The sequence below is a fragment of the Salipiger sp. IMCC34102 genome, from assembly GCF_004145405.1.
GTDB lineage: Bacteria > Pseudomonadota > Alphaproteobacteria > Rhodobacterales > Rhodobacteraceae > Loktanella.
In genome coordinates, this window is record NZ_SELQ01000001.1 from 245,231 (window position 1) to 263,110 (window position 17,880).

Annotated in this window: 19 protein-coding genes; 10 read left to right on the forward strand and 9 right to left on the reverse strand. The window is 66.8% G+C overall.

The features are described 5' to 3' along the window. Positions 1 to 4: 4 nt before the first annotated feature. Positions 5 to 664, forward strand: coding sequence for a YjbF family lipoprotein (locus EU805_RS01255; protein ID WP_165351858.1), 660 nt, complete (start codon positions 5 to 7; stop codon positions 662 to 664). Positions 665 to 769: 105 nt separating this feature from the next. Next, positions 770 to 1,021 carry a hypothetical protein gene (locus tag EU805_RS01260; RefSeq protein ID WP_129762130.1) on the forward strand — a complete coding sequence of 84 codons (252 nt, stop codon included), beginning with the start codon at positions 770 to 772 and terminating at the stop codon, positions 1,019 to 1,021. A 185-nt stretch (positions 1,022 to 1,206) separates the two neighbouring features. Here EU805_RS01260 and holA read toward each other — a convergent pair whose 3' ends face one another. The 5 genes from holA to EU805_RS01285 form a co-directional block, all read right to left on the reverse strand. After that, on the reverse strand, positions 1,207 to 2,229 hold the full coding sequence (gene holA / locus EU805_RS01265; RefSeq protein WP_129762131.1) for a DNA polymerase III subunit delta: 1,023 nt from the start codon (positions 2,227 to 2,229) through the stop codon (positions 1,207 to 1,209). Further along, a complete protein-coding gene (gene lptE / locus EU805_RS01270) occupies positions 2,226 to 2,711 on the reverse strand; it encodes an LPS assembly lipoprotein LptE (protein WP_129762132.1) in 486 nt (161 codons plus the stop codon). Before lptE ends, holA begins: the two co-directional genes overlap by 4 nt. Beyond that, a complete protein-coding gene (leuS, locus tag EU805_RS01275; RefSeq protein ID WP_129762133.1) occupies positions 2,701 to 5,259 on the reverse strand; it encodes a leucine--tRNA ligase in 2,559 nt (852 codons plus the stop codon). Before leuS ends, lptE begins: the two co-directional genes overlap by 11 nt. 66 nt (positions 5,260 to 5,325) lie before the next feature. After that, positions 5,326 to 5,727: a DUF3576 domain-containing protein gene (locus tag EU805_RS01280; RefSeq protein WP_129762134.1), complete on the reverse strand. Its 402-nt coding sequence runs from the start codon at positions 5,725 to 5,727 to the stop codon at positions 5,326 to 5,328. Positions 5,728 to 5,862: 135 nt separating this feature from the next. After that, entirely contained in the window at positions 5,863 to 7,161 is a 1,299-nt protein-coding gene (locus EU805_RS01285; RefSeq protein WP_165351859.1) for a porin, read from the reverse strand. A gap of 216 nt (positions 7,162 to 7,377) precedes the next feature. Between EU805_RS01285 and EU805_RS01290 the strand changes: the two genes are divergently transcribed. From EU805_RS01290 to EU805_RS01300, 3 genes are all read left to right on the forward strand, one after another. Continuing rightward, positions 7,378 to 8,031: a YggS family pyridoxal phosphate-dependent enzyme gene (locus tag EU805_RS01290; RefSeq protein WP_129762136.1), complete on the forward strand. Its 654-nt coding sequence runs from the start codon at positions 7,378 to 7,380 to the stop codon at positions 8,029 to 8,031. After that, a complete protein-coding gene (locus EU805_RS01295; RefSeq protein ID WP_129762137.1) occupies positions 8,028 to 8,675 on the forward strand; it encodes a pseudouridine synthase in 648 nt (215 codons plus the stop codon). Before EU805_RS01290 ends, EU805_RS01295 begins: the two co-directional genes overlap by 4 nt. 144 nt (positions 8,676 to 8,819) lie before the next feature. Continuing rightward, positions 8,820 to 9,473, forward strand: coding sequence for a peroxiredoxin (locus EU805_RS01300; RefSeq protein WP_129762138.1), 654 nt, complete (start codon positions 8,820 to 8,822; stop codon positions 9,471 to 9,473). A gap of 57 nt (positions 9,474 to 9,530) precedes the next feature. Here the strand turns inward: EU805_RS01300 and EU805_RS01305 are convergent, their stop codons facing one another. Genes EU805_RS01305 through EU805_RS01320 form a run of 4 tightly spaced genes read right to left on the reverse strand, consistent with a single transcriptional unit; the run spans position 9,531 to position 12,723 of the window. Continuing rightward, positions 9,531 to 10,364 carry an NAD(P)-dependent oxidoreductase gene (locus tag EU805_RS01305; protein WP_207208063.1) on the reverse strand — a complete coding sequence of 278 codons (834 nt, stop codon included), beginning with the start codon at positions 10,362 to 10,364 and terminating at the stop codon, positions 9,531 to 9,533. Between the two features lie 14 nt (positions 10,365 to 10,378). Next, positions 10,379 to 11,569, reverse strand: a complete 1,191-nt coding sequence (locus EU805_RS01310; RefSeq protein WP_129762140.1) for an FAD-binding oxidoreductase — start codon at positions 11,567 to 11,569, stop codon at positions 10,379 to 10,381. Next, on the reverse strand, positions 11,566 to 12,159 hold the full coding sequence (gene pncA, locus EU805_RS01315) for a bifunctional nicotinamidase/pyrazinamidase (RefSeq protein ID WP_129762141.1): 594 nt from the start codon (positions 12,157 to 12,159) through the stop codon (positions 11,566 to 11,568). Before pncA ends, EU805_RS01310 begins: the two co-directional genes overlap by 4 nt. 30 nt (positions 12,160 to 12,189) lie before the next feature. Beyond that, on the reverse strand, positions 12,190 to 12,723 hold the full coding sequence (locus EU805_RS01320; protein WP_129762142.1) for a DNA topology modulation protein FlaR: 534 nt from the start codon (positions 12,721 to 12,723) through the stop codon (positions 12,190 to 12,192). Between the two features lie 69 nt (positions 12,724 to 12,792). Between EU805_RS01320 and EU805_RS01325 the strand changes: the two genes are divergently transcribed. Genes EU805_RS01325 through pncB form a run of 5 tightly spaced genes read left to right on the forward strand, consistent with a single transcriptional unit; the run spans position 12,793 to position 17,800 of the window. Then, the gene (locus tag EU805_RS01325) at positions 12,793 to 14,013 is read left to right on the forward strand and encodes an Hsp70 family protein (RefSeq protein ID WP_129762143.1); all 1,221 of its coding nucleotides are present in this window, start codon (positions 12,793 to 12,795) and stop codon (positions 14,011 to 14,013) included. A gap of 10 nt (positions 14,014 to 14,023) precedes the next feature. Next, a complete protein-coding gene (locus tag EU805_RS01330; RefSeq protein ID WP_129762144.1) occupies positions 14,024 to 14,929 on the forward strand; it encodes a rhodanese-related sulfurtransferase in 906 nt (301 codons plus the stop codon). Beyond that, the gene (locus tag EU805_RS01335) at positions 14,926 to 15,969 is read left to right on the forward strand and encodes an AbrB family transcriptional regulator (RefSeq protein ID WP_129762145.1); all 1,044 of its coding nucleotides are present in this window, start codon (positions 14,926 to 14,928) and stop codon (positions 15,967 to 15,969) included. The genes EU805_RS01330 and EU805_RS01335 overlap by 4 nt, the downstream gene beginning before the upstream one ends. Before the next feature lie 31 nt (positions 15,970 to 16,000). After that, a complete protein-coding gene (locus EU805_RS01340) occupies positions 16,001 to 16,453 on the forward strand; it encodes a TerB family tellurite resistance protein (RefSeq protein WP_129762146.1) in 453 nt (150 codons plus the stop codon). A 54-nt stretch (positions 16,454 to 16,507) separates the two neighbouring features. Next, positions 16,508 to 17,800 (forward strand): nicotinate phosphoribosyltransferase, encoded by a 1,293-nt coding sequence (gene pncB, locus EU805_RS01345; RefSeq protein WP_129762147.1) that lies wholly within the window; start codon positions 16,508 to 16,510, stop codon positions 17,798 to 17,800. Positions 17,801 to 17,880: the final 80 nt, after the last annotated feature.

The following is a 17,880-nucleotide window of genomic DNA, read 5'->3' on the forward strand; positions in this document are numbered from 1 at the left end:
TCGCATGAAAAGACTGACCCTCCTCCTTGCGGCGACCCTGGGACTGACCGCCTGCGGATCGTTGAACGAAGAGAACCCCTACCGCGACGTCTTCGTCGCCTTGCGCAATACCGTGAGCTCCGGTCAGGCCGATGCGGCCGAGTCCGGCAACCGGGTCGAGATCACCCGTGCGATGGTCGATCAATTGCCCGGCGACGTCCTGGTGGTGGAAGCCTACGAAGGTCTGAACCGGATCCTCATGGTTCCGGCCGTGGTCAACCTCAACCGGGTGACCTGGATTTCGGAGGACAACGTCTCGGTCGTGACCGAGAACGGATTGATCGTCGCGACTCGCGGATTGCCCCAGGACCTGATGGCCGCCGACGTCATCGAGTCCCGCCGGGCGATTCTGAATGGGGGTGGACAAGTCGTGCGCACCCGTGAAACCTTGTCGAGTCTGGATCAAATCACGACGGAACTGTTGCAGTGCAGCATCGCCTCCGACGGAGCGGAAACCATCACGATCGTCCAGCAAGCCGTCGCAACCGAGCGATTCACCGAACGGTGCGACGGAGAAATGACCAATTTTACAAATACTTACTGGGTCAACGCCGGCGGCGTCATCGTCCAGAGCGATCAAAACGTCAGCCCGGAGGTCGGCGCCCTGCGATTGCAGCGGCCATAATCCGTCGTTTCATGGGCCAATTTTCCGAAGTGGCTTGTTTTGATGGGGAAACGTGAGTAGACAACTCATGATCATCCACACAGTGCATCTAATTGGAGTACCGACATGCGCATCATCACCACCCTCGCCGCCTCCACTGCCCTGGCAGTGACCGGCTTCGCCGCATCCGCTGGCGGTCTGGCCCCCGAAGTCATGGAAGCCCCGGTTGTCGTCGTCGACACCCCGATGGCCCCCACCGGCTCGATCAACTCCGGCTACGTCGTCCTCGGCCTGCTGGCCGCTCTGGTTGCCGCTTCGGCTTCCGACGATGACGACGACGATGTCGCTTCGACCACCACCACGGTTGTCGCCGACTAAATCCTTCCGGATTTGAAAAGATATGGGGTCGACCCTTCGGGTCGGCCCCTTTTTCGTTTGGAACGAGCGTCGTTTCACCCGTCGCGGGGATAAGCGCACCCGCGCGTTCCTTTCGAACGGACCGAAGAGGCGCACCCGTTCCCGCCCCGCATCGGTCGAACGGCCTCGCTTCAGGCCGTCGCTTCTCAGCGCCCCGCCATCATCGCCAACCGTATCAGCGTGCGTTCCATGACCGGCGCCTGCGGCGCGCGGCTGGCGGATCGCAAGGTCAGATCGGTGTCCGTCAGCACGGAAATCGCCTGCTCCAGCTTGGGCCGCCCCCATTGGCTGGCCTGCCGCATCATCCGGTCCCGCCGCGGACCAAAGACCGGCGGTCGCAGTTTCCCGATCCCCTGCCCCGCGCCGCCGGGGTCGGAGGCGATCGTGTGCAACTGCCGGAAGTGCCGCATCGCACCAATGCATAGGGTCGTAGGCACCGTGCCCTGCGCGTAGAGTTCGCGCAGCAGCCCCGCGATCCGGTCCGTCTGCCCGGCGCAGATCGCTTCGAGGATGTCGTCCGTGTCGATCTCCGCCGCGGCAGGGGCGCAGAGTTGCAGATCCGTGACCGTCGCCGGCGCGCTGCTGCCGCGCATGTAAAGCCCGAGCTTGTCGATCGTCTGCCGCAGATCGGAGGGTGAGAGGCTTTGCGCCATTGCCTGAACCGTGTCCATCACGTCGCGGGGCAGCTCCGTCAGACCTGCGGCAGCGACCATCGCCTCGATCTCGTCCCGTCCGGGTGGATCGTCGTAGAGCCCGATGGCCACGGCATTGCGGTGTCCTTCGAAAGCCTTTCGCAAGGCGGACTTCGCGTTCAACTGACCTGCGGTGGCGACGATCTGCGCATCCCCTGGCCGCCAGTCGGACAGGATCGAATCGAAAAGCTTCGACAACCCGTCGGTTGCGTCGTCCACGCAAGCCACGCGCGGTCCAGGAAAGAAACCCTGCGCCTTCACCGCGTCATCCAGCGCGGCGGGATCGCGGCGCAGATCGCCGGCAGGCAGGCGGGTGAGGCGCATTTCGGCCTCGGCCTGCGGCCCCACGAGAGCGGCCACAACTTGCGCCCGCGCATCCGCCACGCGCACGGCGTCGCTGCCGAAGATCAGGATACCCGCGCGTTCGGGGTCGGGCTTGCGCAGGAAGGCAGCGGCATCGCGGCCCGTCAGCTTCACGAGGAGACGTCCAGCAGCACCAATTGCGCGAAGATCCGGTCGGCCAGCAAGGTCATCAATCGCCCTTGCGCATCAGTGGCCGAGGTCTGGGTCGCCACGGTCGAGCCGGTTGCCCCGTAGCTGGTGAACCCGTCCACCTGGCCTTCGCCCAATGTCTGGCCATCCGGGCCCAGCAACTGCCAGCCGGCGGCCCCGATGACGTTGTAGCGCAAGGTGTCGCCACGGCGGGACCGGGCCGCGGCTTCGAGCGCTTCCTCGATGTCGACGATCAATTGCAGATCGCCCGGTCCGCGCCCCAGGCGTTCCTGCAGGCGCGCCCGCAAGGCGAACCCCTCGATCGTGTCGGGCGCCGTCACCGATACGCGCCCCTGCAGGCTGCGCGCCGCGCCCCCGGGGGCCAGGGCCGGCGAGAAACCGCAGGCCCCCAGCGCCAGCAGGGTCAGCACGGCCCCGCGGCGGGACAGCGTGCGGTCAGACGACAATGTTCACGATCCGGCCGGGGACGACGATGATCTTCTTGGGGCTTCCACCGTCGAGTGCGCGCTGCACCGCGTCCTGCTCCAACGCCAGCGCCTCGACATCCGCCTTGGAGGCATCGGCCGCGACGACGATCTCAGCCTTGCGCTTGCCGTTGATCTGGATCGGCAAGGTGACCTGCGTGTCGACCAGCATCGCCTCGTCCGCCTGCGGCCAGGAGGCGTTCACGACCATGCCGTCGCCACCCAGCATGCGCCACATCTCTTCCGCGAGGTGCGGCGTCATCGGCGACATGAGCTGGGCGAGCGTCCGTGCGGCGGTGCGCTTCGCCTCGGCCCCGGCCTGCGATTTCGACAGCGTGTTGGTGAACCCGTAAAGCTTGGCGATCGCCGCGTTGAAACCGAAGCTTTCCAGCCCCGCCGTCACGTCGCGGATCGTGCGGTGCATCTCGCGCATGAGGTCGTCGTCGCCCGTGCCAGAGCCTTCGGCTGCCGTGATCTCGTCCGTGAGACGGTAGACGCGTCCCAGGTGACGGTTTGCCGCTTCGGCACCGGCGGCGGTCCACTCCACGTCACGCTCCGGCGGGCTGTCCGACAGGACGAACCACCGGGCGGTGTCGGCCCCGTAGGTGTCCACGATCTTCAGCGGATCGACCACGTTGTTCTTGGACTTCGACATCTTGGCCGAGGGGATGACCGTCACCTCCGTGCCGGTGTCCTTGAGGAAGGCCTTGCCGTCGCGCAGCTCGACCTCCTCGGGGTAGTGGTAGACGGGGCGGCCGTCCATCGGGCGGTTCGTGGTGTAGATCGCATGGGTGACCATGCCTTGGGTAAAGAGCGCGTCGAAGGGCTCCGACGCGCTTTCGGGCAGGTGGCCGGTGATCTTCATCGCGCGGGCGAAGAAGCGCGAATAGAGCAGGTGCAGGATCGCGTGTTCGATCCCGCCCACGTACTGGTCGACGTTCATCCAGTAATCCGCATCCTCGGCCACGGTCGGCGTATCCGCCTTCGGGGCCGTGAACCGGGCGTAGTACCAGGACGAATCGACGAAGGTGTCCATCGTGTCGGTTTCGCGCCGGGCCGGTTGCCCGCAGGCGGGGCAGTCGCAGTCGCGCCAGGTCGCGTGCCGGTCGAGCGGGTTGCCGGGAACGTCGAAGGTGACGTCACGCGGCAGTTCGATGGGCAGGTTTTCCTTGCGCTCGGGGACGACCCCGCAGGCGTCGCAATGGACCACCGGGATCGGACAGCCCCAGTAGCGCTGGCGGCTGAGGCCCCAGTCGCGCAGGCGGTATTTCGTCACCGCGTGGCCGACGCCGTTGGCTTCGCAAAAGTCGATGGCCGCCTCGATCGCGGCCTCGCCGGTCTGCCAGTCGTCGCCGGAGAACCCCTTGCAGTAGAAGACCTTCTCGGACTTCAGGGGAACGTAAGCCTGAGAGAACTCGGTCGAGGCGTCCTCGTCCGGCAGGAAGGTCGGGATCACGGGCAGGTCGTATTTCTGCGCGAACTCGAAGTCGCGGGCGTCGTGGGCCGGACAGCCGAAGATCGCCCCGGTGCCGTAGTCCATGAGGATGAAGTTGGCGATGTAGACCGGCAGCTCGGCGGAGGTGTCGAAGGGATGACGCACGCGCAGGCCCGTGTCATGGCCCCGCTTCTCGGCGGTCTCGATCGCCTCCTCGCTGGTGCCGCCGCGGCGCACCTCGGCGCAGAAGGCGGCGACGGCGGGATCCTCGGCCTCGAGCGTCTTGGCCAGCGGGTGATCGGGCGAGATGCCCACGAAGGACGCGCCAAGAAGCGTGTCGGGCCGGGTGGTATAGACCTCGATCCGGTCGTGGCCTTCAGGACCGTCGACGAGGCCGAAACTGAACTGCAACCCGCGCGAGCGACCGATCCAGTTGGCCTGCATGAGCTTGACCTTCGACGGCCAGTTGTCGAGCGTGTCGAGCCCGTCGAGAAGCTCCTCGGCGTGGTCCGAGATCTTGAAGAACCATTGCGTCAGCTCTCGGCGCTCGACCTCGGCGCCGGAGCGCCAGCCTTTTCCGTCCTCCACCTGTTCGTTGGCAAGCACGGTCATCTCGACGGGGTCCCAGTTCACCACGGCGTTCTTGCGGTAGACGAGGCCCGCGTCCAGCATGTCGAGGAACAGCGCCTGTTGCTGGCCGTAGTAGTCGGGATCGCAGGTCGCGAACTCGCGGCTCCAGTCGAGCGACCAGCCCAGGGGACGCATCTGGGTCTTCATTTCCTCGATATTGGCGTAGGTATGATCGGCTGGATGGGTGCCGGTCGCGATGGCCGCGTTCTCGGCCGGCAGACCGAAGGCGTCCCAGCCCATCGGGTGCAGGACGTTGTGCCCGGTCGCCCGCTTGTAGCGCGCCACGACGTCGCCCAACGTGTAGTTGCGGACGTGCCCGATGTGCAGCCGGCCAGAGGGATAGGGAAACATCTCCAGCACGTAGTATTTCGGGCGTGCAGGATCGCGCCGGGCGGTGAAGGTTTCGGCCTCGGCCCAGGCGGCCTGCCACCGGGGTTCGATCTGCGACGGGGTGTAACTGGACATGACGGTCTTTCTGCGGGTCGGGGCCGGGCGCTGGGCCGGCGGTATTCGGCGGGCCGGGACCGGCCTTCAGGGCTGGGCTGCGGCGATGCGGATCTGGCGCGCCCGGGTCAGGATCGCGTCCCGAAGCCCGGCCTGCACGCCGGGGGCGGAGGCCCCGCCAGCGGTCCGGGCCAGGACCGACAAGGACCGCGCGTCCAGCACCGGCGAGGTCACGCGGACGCTGACCTGATAGGGTGTGGTCCCGCCGGGGGCCCGCGCCAGGCCGTAGTCGATCCGGCCCATGGTCGCGTCGGCGCCTTGCAGCGGCAGGAAGGACAGCGTGTCGAGGCTGGCTTGGTAGAGGATCGGGTTCGGCCCGGTGTCCTGCACCACGGGGGTCGGCCCGGTTCGGAACAGACCGCAGCCGCTCACGCCGACCACGAGGGCCCCGATCAGCGCCAAGCGCCCAAGACGAAATGCCTGCGTCACCGATCCGCACTCCCAGTCACTCGATTACTCGAACCTCTGTAGCGAAGCGGCCCGATCCTCACAAGACCGGGGGCCGCATGCGAAAGGGGGCGGCCCTTGCGGACCGCCCCCAACTCTCGATCGAGAGTGTGTCGCTTAGAATTCGAAGGACACACCGACGGTCACGCCGTCGTTGACTTCGTAGGCGTTACCCACTTCGTCCAGATCGTCGGAGTAGTCGTCACCCACGTCACCGTAGGAAGCGACCAGAGCCGCACCGCCGCCCAGGTCGTAGGCCGCAGCCACGTAGGCTTCGTAGTCGTCCAGGTCGTCGTTGCCTTCGACGTAGCCGGCGAAGAACTGCAGGCCGTTCATCAGGTCGTAGGAGCCTTCGATACCAAGCTCTTCGTCCTGACCGTCGTGGTAGTAGGCGGCCACGGCGATGCCGTTGGCTTCGTAGGCGACACCGACACCGTAGTTGTCGTCACCTTCGGATTCGAAGGAGTAGAACGCGGTCGCGGTGACCGGGCCGAAGGGGTAGCCGACCTGCAGGCCGGTGGAGTCTTCGTCCGTGTCGAGGTTGCGCGAGTAGGCGATCTTCACGTCGGCGCCGGAGAAGGTGGTGCCAGCGTAGAGGCCGACCAGCTCGTCGACGGTACCGTCGTTCTGATCGCCTTCACCGGCTTCGATGATGCCGTCGTCGTTCTCGTCGGAACCCGGGTTGAAGTCGACCAGGCCCTCATCGATGCCTTCCTGGTAGGCCATGCCGACCACGAAGTTGCCGAAGGTGCCCTCGACGCCCAGCGACAGGCCGTCCAGGCCGTCCAGTTCGGTGCCGGTGTCGATCAGGTCGTTTTCACCGTCGACCAGCAGGAACGACAGCGAGGCGGCGAAGTTGGCATATTCCAGATCGCCACGGATCACGCCGTCGATGAAGTCGCCGTTCTCCTGACCGTCGTCCACGTCACCGACTTCCAGGAAGCCGTCGGTTTCCATGTTGGTGGTGCCGGCCCAGCGGGTTTCCGCACCGGTTTCGGTGTCGCCGACGTAGAGGCCAGCGCCCTGACCTTCGACGAAGATCACGAAGTCGGAACCGTCGATGACGATGTCGTCGAACGCGCCCGAACCACCGGGGGAGCTGAACTGGCTGCGCTCCGCATCACCGAAGGAGATGTCGATGTCCAGCTCGATACCGGCGTTCAGGCCCATGTTCATGCCGGCGGAGGTGGTGACCATCAGGCCGCCTTCGAAGTAGAAGCCACCCTCGACTTCTTCGTTGTAGCCGAAGGAGCCGTCAGCGCCGATCTGGACGCCGGTGCTTGCCGGCATCGGATCCGTGCCAGCAGCGGACGCGTTCGGCGTGCCGTCGGCCATCGGCGCGGGCAGCATGTCCTGGGCCATCGCGGCGCCGGCGAAGGCGACCAGCGCGGTCGAAGTGAGAAGGATGCGTTTCATGAATAATTCCCTCGTGGTTTGCATTCCCGATATGCCAGTTGTCCGGCATTGCTTGGGTATTTGCGCCGTCGGAGGCTTTCACTCAAGTGAATTGCAGTCCCGTCCGGGGGTGCGGTCGGGATTGATGCACGAGGGACACACAATCGCGTCATGCCCGGGCCATGACACCGCCTCGCAAAGGCCTTAAAGGCAAGCCAGCCCCGACAGGAGACCGCCATGCCGCTTCCCGACATCACCCGCCGCATCGCGGCCGCCGCCGAAAAGGCGGGCCGGCCCGTGGAGGAGATCACCCTGATCGCCGTCTCCAAGGTGCAACCGCTGGAGCGGGTGCGCGCGGTCCTCGACGCGGGCCACCGCTGTTTCGGAGAGAACAAGGTCCAGGAAGCCTCGGGCAAGTGGCCCGACCTTCAGGCCGAATACGGACCCGTCGATCTGCACCTGATCGGACCGCTTCAAAGCAACAAGACCCGGGCCGCGATGCAATTGGCGGATGCGATCCACACGCTCGACCGGCCCAAGCTCGCGCGGACCATGGCGCGGATCGCGCAGGAGGAAGGGCGGTGCCCGGACCTGTTCGTGCAGGTCAACACCGGCGCGGAGCCGCAGAAATCCGGCGTCCTGCCCGACGAGACCGATAGCTTCATCAAGGAGGCCCGCGAGATGGATCTGCCCCTGCGCGGGCTGATGTGCATCCCCCCCGCGGACGAGGACCCCGGCCCGCACTTTACCCATCTGGCCCGGATTGCCGAACGCAACGGGCTGACGGGTCTTTCGATGGGGATGAGCGGCGATTTCGAGACGGCCATCGCCCTGGGGGCCACCCACGTGCGCGTGGGCTCCGCCATCTTCGGTGAGCGGGTGCCGTCATGAGCGACACCTACGATCCGCCGCAGGATCCTCTGGTCATCCTGCACGACGATCACGAGGTGGTGCTGGTCGACAAGCCCGCGGGCCTTCTGTCGGTGCCCGGCAAGGGAGAGCACCTGTGCGATTGCCTGATCGCCCGGGTGCAGGCCGCCTATCCGACGGCGCTGCTGGTGCATAGGCTCGATCGCGACACCTCCGGCGTGATGATCTTCGCGCTGACGCCACACGCCCAGCGCCACCTTGGGTTGCAATTCGAGAAACGCCAGACTTCCAAGACCTACGTCGCCCGCGTCTGGGGCCAAGTGGCGGAGGCGAAGGGCACCGTCGACCTGCCGCTCTGCGTCGACTGGCCCAACCGGCCGCGGCAGATGGTCGACCACGAGAATGGTCGCGCCGCGGTGACGGACTGGCGCAGGCTCAAGCGCGGTGAGACCGAGACGCGGATGCGGCTGACCCCCAAGACGGGGCGGTCGCACCAGTTGCGGGTTCACATGCTAGCGCTGGGGCATCCCATCCTGGGCGATCCGTTCTACGCCACGGGCGCCGCGCGGGACTACCCCCGGTTGATGCTGCACAGCGAAGCGCTGTCGTTCCGCCACCCCGACGGGGGGCTGCACACCAAGGTCACCTCCAAGGCACCGTTCTGATCCGGCCCCGCCGCCCTGCCCGGAAAAGTGTTCCAGCAACCGGGAGATCCGGTGAAAAGCGGTCCGGATCTGCCTTGCCCCCTTTTGCGCCCCCGGAACGACGTCCTATGTGATGCGTTGAACGACATATCAATGGAGGCTTCCATGGCTTTGCGCATCAACGACGAAATCCCCGACCTGACGGTCCAGACCGATCACGGCGAGGTCAAGCTGCACGACTGGGTCGGCGACAGCTGGGCGATCCTGTTCAGCCACCCCAAGGACTTCACCCCCGTCTGCACCACCGAGTTCGGTGCGGTGGCCCAGCTTGCCGACGAATGGAACAAGCGCGGCACCAAGGTGATGGGCATCAGCGTCGACGGCGTGGAAGAGCACAAGAAGTGGAAGGGCGACATCGAAACCGCCGGCGGCGCCAAGCCGGACTTCCCGATCGCCGCGGACCAGGATCTGGAAATCTCCAAGGCCTTCGACATGCTCCCCGCCGAGGCCTACCTGCCCGAGGGTCGCACGCCCAACGACACGGCCACGGTGCGGGCCGTCTTCATCATCGGGCCGGACAAGAAGCTGAAGCTGTCGATGACCTACCCGATGAACGTCGGCCGCAACTTCGCGGAAGTGCTGCGCGCGCTCGACGGTCTGCAGACCGCCGCCGGAAACGGCGTGGCGACGCCTGCCAACTGGAACGTGGGCGACGACGTGGTGATTCCCGCCCCCCTGTCGGACGAGGACGCCAAATCCAAGTTCGGCGATTTCCGCACCGTCCTGCCCTACCTGCGGATGACCAGCCTGAAAGGCTGACCGACACCGAAGCTCATGGGCCGCCCGCCGATGCCGGGCGGCCTTTTTCGTAGAGGCTCAGGATTTGACACTGCGGGCCTTGATCATCGCGACACCCGATTCGCCCAAGGGCACGATCGCGAAGGGTCCGCCGTGGCACATGTCCTCGGGGTTCTGCGGGTCCATGGGCGCGGCCTTGGCGAGCACCGCCTCTGCATAGGTTTCCGCGTTGTCTTGGGGCCGGTAGCCCAGAAAGGACGCCCGCCCGTTGCTGACCGGCGCGCGATCGTTGTCCGACACGCCCCAGACGATGCTGAACCCCGTGGTGGGAGAGGTGATCGCCGCCGTCACCATCCGGACGAGGTCATCGTGCGACAGCCAGGTGCTCAGCGCGCGCGCGTTCGTGGGCTCGGGATCGCAGGAGTAGATCCGCATGCAGACCGATTCGATTCCCCGCTTGTCCCAGTAGAGGCTTGCCAGATCCTCGGCAAAGCACTTGGCCAGGCCGTAGTAGGTGTCTGGCCGGTGCCGCTCCGTCCCGTCGAGGCAGTCAGTCTTGGGATGCATCCCCACCGCGTGGATCGAGGAGGCGTAGACCACCCGGCGCACACCCTGACGATAGGCCGCTTCCCAAACCGTGTAGGCGCCGACGATATTGGAGTTCAGGATCTGCTCCCAGGGAGCCTCGTCGCCGATGGCGCCGAAATGGACGACCATGTCCGCCCCTTCCAAAAGTGGTTCCACCTGGTCGAGCTGACCGAGCTCGGCCTTGACGTAGGTCTCGTTCGGCAGCGGATCGGGAAGATCCTCGGCGATGTCGGTGCTGACCAGAGTCTCACACATCGCACTCAACGGCTTTCGGAGGACGGAGCCGAGTTTTCCGGCGGCGCCGGTCAGGACGAGTTTCTTCAACATGGGTCTTTCCTTCAGATGACGGCCTGTTCGACGACCGGTGCGGCGTCGAACACGCGCTGGTAGCTTAAGGGCGACAGGTCGAGCGAGCGGTAGGCACCGTGGACGATCCGTTCCGCCACGCCCCGGCCCAGGGCGGGGGATTGCTGCAACCCGTGACCCGAGAACCCGTTGCACAGAACGAAATTGTCGACCTCCGGGTGCGGGCCCAGCAAGACGTTCTGATCGAAAGTGTTGTAATCGTAATGTCCGACCCATTGGTTGAGCACCTTGACCCGCTCGAAGGCGGGGATGCGGTGGGCGATGGCGGGCCAGACCTTGTCCTGCCACAGGGTGTGATCGAATTCGAAATCGTCCACCGCGACCGCGCGGTCGTCGTCTGGCGGACAGCCGGCCAGGTAATGGCGCCCCTCGGTGCGGACGTGCACGCCGGAGGGGTCGATGGTCAGCGGCAAGTCACGGTCCAGTGGTTCCGCCGCCTGGAAGACGAAGCTGTAACGCTTGCGCGGCTCGACCGGCAGGTCCAACCCGGCCATCGCGGCGACGTCCCGTCCCCGAGTGCCGGCGGCGTTCACCAGCCAGCCGCAGGGGATTTCGCCCGCATCGCGCAGGACGGCGGCGGTGATGCGGTTGCACGCGCGCTTGAGATCCACGACCTCGTCGGTGACGAAGACCACGCCCAGCCGCTTCGCCCCGCGCTTCCACCAGTCGAACAGCGTGCCGCCGTCGAAATAGCCTTCGTCGACGATGTTGTGATTGGCGGCCAGGATGTCGTCCAGGGAGTAGAAGGGATACGCCTGCGCGATCTCCTCCGGGGTCATGTGACGGGTGCCCGCCCCCAGCCCCGCCTGCAGGGCCTGCGCAGCCTTCAGGTGCGCCGCGAACTGTGGCGTATCGGCCAGGTACATGTAGCCGAAGGACTGCAGGGTCAGATGCGGCACCGCATCGCCCAGCCCCATCTGGGCGCGGAAGTCCTTTACGTAAGACGCGCCGAACTGGCTGATCTGCACGTTGAGCGCGCTGGTGAACTGCTGGCGGATGCACGAGTTGGTATGCGAAGTCGCGGCGAATTCGTAGGTGGGGTCGCGCTCGACCACCAGGATGCGCCCGTCGAAGTCCGGATCGGAGGCCAGGAACCACGCCACGGCGGAGCCGTAGATCGCCCCGCCCACGATCAGCACGTCCCAGGCGCCCTGCGGCGTCACGCCAGGATGACCCCTGCGTCCGCCATCCCCGCCAGAGCCGCCGTATGGGATCCGTCCGCGTCGATGGCGCGGCTGAGGTCCTGTCGCACGGTGACGTCGAAGCCCAGCTTCGCCGCGTCCACGGCCGAGAAGTTCACGCAAAAGTCGAGCGCCAGGCCCACAAGCGTCAGCCGCTCGATTCCGCGGGTCCGCAGGTAGCCTTCCAGGCCCGTGGGCGTCGCGTGATCGTTCTCGAAGAAGGCGGAGTAGCTGTCGATCGCCGGATTGAACCCCTTGCGGACGATGAGGTCTCCGTCGGTGCGCAGGTCCGGGTGGAACTCGGCCCCCTTGCTTCCCTGAATGCAGTGATCGGGCCAGAGGACCTGCGGGCCGTAGGGGAATTCGATCACCTCCATCGGGCTGCGGCCCGGGTGTGACGAGGCGAAGGAGGAATGCCCCGCCGGGTGCCAATCCTGCGTCAGGATGACGGTCGAGAACTCCTCCATCATCCGGTTGATCGGCGCGACCACGTCAGAGCCGCCGGGCACCGCGAGCGCGCCGCCTTCGCAAAAATCATTCTGGACGTCGATGACGATCAGGGCTTCTGTCATGGGACCCTCCGGGCGGTGTTTCCCCAAGGGTTAGGCCCGGGGTCGGGAGGCGTCAATCTTCGACAGCCAACCCGTCACCTGCCCGGGCCGGGTCAGGTGCACCACCTCTAGGGACGCGGGCGATGCCGCGACCAGGTCCGCGATCTTGCTTCGCTGGATCCGGCGGGTCGTGACGATCCAGTGCAGGAACGCGATGGTATGCGCGCCGAAGCTTTCGGTGCATCCTTCGGCCATGTCGGGCCGTCGCTGGCCGTAGTACCGCACCAGCCGCGCCAGCACGCGCCACAGGCGCAGCGGCATCGGCAGGTCGAGCCAGATCAGCGTATCCGCCCGCGCGGCACGGCTGGCGTAGGTCGAGGACATGCCGCCTTCGAAGATCCAGGCCTCCTGCCGTTCGATCGCATGGGCCATGCTGCGTTTCTCGGCCATGGGGCGCGGTTTCCAACCGGGCAGGTGATGGATGTGATCCATGTGGTGGACCGGCAGGCCCGTGTGCGCGCCCAACAGCCGGGCGAGCGTACTCTTGCCCGATCCGGGGCCGCCTACGATCATCACGCGCTGCATCTCGGGCCGCCTCCTTGCCAGGCGGGCAGCTATCGCCTATCCCGCGCCTCCCCGCAACAGGAGGCGACCATGCCCACCCTCGGCATAGACTTCGGCACGTCCAACACCGCCGCGGCCGTCATGGCGGGCGACCGCGTCTTCCGCATCCCCGTCGAGGGCGACCGGACCACTCTGCCCACGACCGTGTTCTTCGACATGGTGGACCACCGGATGCGCACCGGCTCGGCGGCCAACGCGGCGCTGATCTCGGGCCGCGAGGGACGGTTCATGCGGGCGCTGAAGTCCGTGCTCGGCACGCCATTGATGCGCGAGACGCGACAGATCGGCTATGTCCGCATGACCCTGCTGGGCGTGGTCGCGGACTTCCTGCGCCACGTGAAGGCCGAGGGGGAACGCGCCACGGGCCTTTCGTTCGACACCGCCCTCTCGGGCCGGCCGGTACGGTTCCACCCCGACCCCGACCGGCATGCCCGCGCGCTGGCGGACCTCGAAGAGGCCTACCACATGGCGGGCTTCGCGACCGTCGCGTTCCTGCCCGAACCGGAGGCGGCGGCCCTGACCGCCGATCCCCTGCCCTCCGGCGCGCTGGGACTGGTGGTGGACATCGGCGGCGGCACCTCGGATTTCACGCTGTTTCGGCAGAACGACGGCGTCGAGATCCTGTCGAGCCACGGCGTACGGGTCGGCGGAACGGACTTCGACCGGATGCTCAGCCTCGATCACGTGATGCCCTTGCTGGGTCGCGGGAAGGAGGTGCGCGATACCTTCGGGTCCGGCACCAGCGTCGCACCCAACGCGATCTTCAACGACCTCGCCACCTGGGAGAAGATCGCCTTTCTCTACGCGCCCGAAACCCGCCGTCTGACCGCCGACCTCGCCCGGCAAGGGGTGGACCGCGCCGCCTTCGCCCGGCTGGACGAGGTGATCGAGATGGAGCTTGGCCACGACATCGCCTTCGCGGTCGAGGCGGGCAAGATCGCGGCCAACGACAACGGCGAGGCCCGCATCGACCTTTCGACGGTCGAGAAGAACCTTGGCGTGCCGCTGACGGCTGCCGCGCTGGCCCGCACGCTGCACGATCCGATCGAGGAGATCCGCACCGCCGCCCGCACCGCCATCGGCGACCGCGACCCGGACCAGATCGCGGCGCTGGTCTTCGTCGGCGGCTCGTCGTTGATGCAGCGCGTGGTCGAGGCGTTGCGCCAGGACTTTCCCCGCGCGCGGCTGGACCGGGGGGCGGCCTTCACCGCCGTCTCGGACGGTCTGGCGCGGGCGGCGGCAAAGGCGTAAGGCACGGGGCATGTTCACGGTCGCCGCCCTCTACCACTTCACCCGGTTCGAAGATCCCGCGGCCCTTCGCGGCCCCCTGCTGGATCTGTGCCGCGTCGAGGGGTTGAGCGGCACGCTGCTGCTGGCGGGCGAAGGGATCAACGGCACCGTCGCCGGACCGCGCGCCGGGATCGACCGGGTGCTGGCACATATCCGCGCGCTGCCCGGCTGCTCCGACATGGTGCACAAGGAAAGCACCGCGACAGAGCAACCCTTCAACCGCATGAAGGTGCGCCTCAAGCGCGAGATCGTGACCATGGGCCAGCCCGACGTGAATCCCGCGCAAGGCACCGGCACCTACGTCGCACCCGCCGACTGGAACGACTTGATCCGGTCCGAGGACGTAGTCGTCATCGACACGCGCAACGCCTACGAGACGGCGATCGGCACCTTCGAAGGCGCCATCGATCCGCAGACCGAAAGCTTCGGTGACTTCCCCGGCTGGTGGGCGGCGAACAAGGACAGGTTGGCGGGCAAGCGCATCGCGATGTTCTGCACCGGCGGGATCCGCTGCGAGAAATCCACGAACTACCTGCGCCAGCAGGGGGTGGAGGAGGTTTATCACCTGCAGGGCGGCATCCTGAAATACCTCGAGGAGGTGCCGAGGGCCGAGAGTACCTGGCAGGGATCGTGTTTCGTCTTCGACGGTCGCGTCTCGGTCGGTCACGGGCTGGAGGAAGGCCCGCACATCCTGTGTCACGCCTGCCGCCGCCCGCTGGAGCCCGCCGATCGCGACCGGCCCGCCTTCGAGGAAGGCGTGTCGTGCCATCACTGCGTTGACGCGACCTCAAAGGCCGACAAGGCGCGGTTTCGCGAGCGCCAGCGCCAGATCGCCTTGGCCCGCGCGCGGGGCGAACGCCACATCGGGTCGGCATGAGGGATCACCGCGACACCGGCCTGGCGCTTATCATCGGTATCGTTTCGGGTTTCGTGGGCTGGGCGATCGCCCTGCCGCTGCCCTGGATGCTGGGGCCGATGATCGGGACGACGCTCGCGGCCCTCTTCGGTCTTCCGGTGCGCGGCCCGTCGCGGCTGAGGCCCTACACGATCCCGGTGCTGGGCGTGTTCCTGGGTTCCGCCATCACGCCCGACCTCTTCGACCGGGTGGGAAGCTGGACGCTGACGATCCTGTTCCTGCCGCTGTTCCTGATCCTCGCCGCAGGTCTGTCCTACCAGGTCTACCGCAGGATCGGCGGCTACGATCCGGTGACCTCGTTCTATTCCGCGATGCCGGGCGGTCTGAACGACATGCTGATCCTGGGCGAGGCCGCGGGCGGCGATGCGCGCCGGATCGCGCTGGCCCATGCCGCGCGCATCCTGATCGTCGTCTCGCTCGTGGTGCTGTTCTACGGGTTCGTGCTGGGCGTGCGCTCCGGCGCGGACGGGGCGGGGATCGTGCCCCTCGGCGCGCTCACCTGGCTCGACGCGGGCCTGCTGCTGGGCTGCGCCGTGGTGGGGAGCGTCCTTGGCCCGCGCCTGCGCCTGCCGGCCGCCCCGATCTTCGGCCCGATGATCCTCTCGGGCCTGGTTCATCTCATCGGCTGGGTCGAGACCGCCCCGCCCACCGTGCTGGTCATCGTGGCCCAGATCGTCATCGGAACGATCATCGGTGCGCGCTTCGTGGGCGTGGCCCCGCGGCAGGTCGCGCGCGACCTGGGGCTGTCGGCGCTGTCCTCGTCCTCGATGCTGATCGTGGCGATCAGCTTTGCAGGCCTCATCGCCCGGTGGCAGGGCATTCCGCTGACGCAGGCCTTCCTCGCCTACTCGCCCGGCGGCCTGGCCGAGATGGGGCTGCTCACCCTCGCGCTGGGTCAGGACATCGCCTACGTCTCGGTCATGCACATCGTGCGCATCACGCTGGTGATCGCGCTCGCCCCCGCGGTCTCGCGCGTTGTGATGCGTGGAAAATCGCCCTAAACCGGGGGTGATTCGTCTCGAAAGGCCCGCGATGCTCGACCGCCTGCTGTCCCTCTTCCACCCCGGCAAACCCGACACCACCCTGCCGGAGGCTGATGCTCGGCACGCGCTCGGCGCGCTTCTGGTCCGCGCCGCCAAGATCGACCGCGCCTACCTCTTCGAGGAGGTCGAGGAGATCGACCACGTGTTGCGCGACCTTTACGGTCTGAACGCCGTGGAGGCCGCCAAGATGCGCGCGCGCTGCGAGAAACTGGAAGCCGCGATGCCCGACACCGCCGAACTGGCCGAGGTGCTGCACCGGCACATCCCCGACGACCAGCTGGAAGGCGCCGTGCGCGCGCTCTGGGCCGTCGTCTTCTCCGACGGGGTCGAGGGGGAGGCGCAGGACGACCTTCTGCACCAGATCGAAGCGATCCTCGGCGTGCCCCCGGACCGGGCCCGCGCGCTTCATGACGAGGAAATGGCCCGGGCGCGGATCACCTGACCGCTTGCCCCCGGACCGGGCGCTTGGTCTAACCTGCCCAAACGGAGGTCCATCATGGTCGACATCGCCACCCGCGTCTGGAACCACAAGTGGAAGATCGACCCGATCGTCCGGTCGCTGATCGACACTGACTTCTACAAGCTGCTGATGTGCCAGTCGGTGTTCCGCAACCACCCGACCACGCAGGTCACCTTCAGCCTGATCAACCGCACCAAGTCGGTCCGCCTGGCCGACCTCGTCGACGAAGGCGAGCTGCGCGAACAGCTCGACCACATACGGTCCCTGTCGCTGTCGCGCGGAGAGAGCACCTGGATGCGCGGCAACACCTTCTACGGCAAGCGCCAGATGTTCACGCCAGAGTTCATGGACTGGTTCGAGGCCCTGCGCCTGCCGCCCTACCACCTGGAAAAGCGCGACGGGCAATACGAGCTGACCTTCGAAGGCAACTGGCCAGAGGTCATGCTGTGGGAAATCCCGGCCCTCGCCGTGCTGATGGAATTGCGCGGCCGCGCGGTGCTGGCGGAGATGGGCCGGTTCGAGCTGCAGGTCCTCTACGCCCGCGCCATGACCAAGACCTGGGAGAAGATCGAGCGCCTCCGCCGGATCGAGGGGCTGAAGATCGCCGACTTCGGCACCCGGCGGCGGCATTCGTTCCTCTGGCAGGACTGGTGCGTGCAGGCGATGCAGGAAGGGCTGGGCGACGCCTTCACCGGCACCTCGAACTGCCTGATCGCCAAGAGCCGCGACATGGAGGCGATCGGCACCAACGCGCACGAGCTGCCGATGGTCTATGCCGCCCTGGCCCCCGACGACACGGCCCTGGCCCGTGCCCCCTACGACGTGCTGCGCGACTGGCAGGCCGAGCACGACGGCAACCTGCGCATCATCCTGCCCGACACCTACGGCACGCCGGGGTTTTTAGACCGCGCGCCCGACTGGCTGGCGGGCTGGACCGGCATCCGCATCGATTCGGGAGACCCGGCGGAGGGGGCGGAGGCCGCCATCGCCTGGTGGCGCGCCCGCGGAGAGGATCCGGCGAGCAAGCTGATCATCTTCTCGGACGGGTTGACGGTCGACAAGATCGAGACCCTCGCCGCCCAGTTCGCCGGCCGCGTCCGCGTCAGCTTCGGCTGGGGCACGATGCTGACCAACGACTTCATCGGCCTGACGGAAGGCGACGCGCTGGCGCCGTTCTCTCTGGTCTGCAAGGCCGTCGCCGCCGAGGGCCGCCCGACGGTCAAGCTGAGCGACAATCCCAACAAGGCGATGGGTCCGGAGGGGGAAGTGGAGCGGTACAAGCGGGTGTTCGGGGTGGGGGAACAGGTGGAAAGGGAGGTTGTGGTTTGACGTTTAACAACGCGAGGCAGGTACGGCTTAATTTCAGCCTAAAAAGATTTCTAATCTCTCTTAATAGAGATTTGGAGAAA

Excerpts from the sequence above, each read along its gene's own strand:
- leuS (WP_129762133.1), bottom strand. The coding sequence starts at position 5,259 with ATGTCCAGTTACACCCCGTCGCAGATCGAACCCCGGTGGCAGGCCGCC.
- EU805_RS01255 (WP_165351858.1), top strand. The coding sequence starts at position 5 with ATGAAAAGACTGACCCTCCTCCTTGCGGCGACCCTGGGACTGACCGCC.
- EU805_RS01320 (WP_129762142.1), bottom strand. The coding sequence starts at position 12,723 with ATGCAGCGCGTGATGATCGTAGGCGGCCCCGGATCGGGCAAGAGTACG.
- EU805_RS01285 (WP_165351859.1), bottom strand. The coding sequence starts at position 7,161 with ATGAAACGCATCCTTCTCACTTCGACCGCGCTGGTCGCCTTCGCCGGC.
- EU805_RS01335 (WP_129762145.1), top strand. The coding sequence starts at position 14,926 with ATGAGGGATCACCGCGACACCGGCCTGGCGCTTATCATCGGTATCGTT.
- EU805_RS01290 (WP_129762136.1), top strand. The coding sequence starts at position 7,378 with ATGCCGCTTCCCGACATCACCCGCCGCATCGCGGCCGCCGCCGAAAAG.
- EU805_RS01260 (WP_129762130.1), top strand. The coding sequence starts at position 770 with ATGCGCATCATCACCACCCTCGCCGCCTCCACTGCCCTGGCAGTGACC.
- EU805_RS01300 (WP_129762138.1), top strand. The coding sequence starts at position 8,820 with ATGGCTTTGCGCATCAACGACGAAATCCCCGACCTGACGGTCCAGACC.
- pncA (WP_129762141.1), bottom strand. The coding sequence starts at position 12,159 with ATGACAGAAGCCCTGATCGTCATCGACGTCCAGAATGATTTTTGCGAA.
- EU805_RS01325 (WP_129762143.1), top strand. The coding sequence starts at position 12,793 with ATGCCCACCCTCGGCATAGACTTCGGCACGTCCAACACCGCCGCGGCC.
- EU805_RS01330 (WP_129762144.1), top strand. The coding sequence starts at position 14,024 with ATGTTCACGGTCGCCGCCCTCTACCACTTCACCCGGTTCGAAGATCCC.
- pncB (WP_129762147.1), top strand. The coding sequence starts at position 16,508 with ATGGTCGACATCGCCACCCGCGTCTGGAACCACAAGTGGAAGATCGAC.
- EU805_RS01340 (WP_129762146.1), top strand. The coding sequence starts at position 16,001 with ATGCTCGACCGCCTGCTGTCCCTCTTCCACCCCGGCAAACCCGACACC.
- EU805_RS01295 (WP_129762137.1), top strand. The coding sequence starts at position 8,028 with ATGAGCGACACCTACGATCCGCCGCAGGATCCTCTGGTCATCCTGCAC.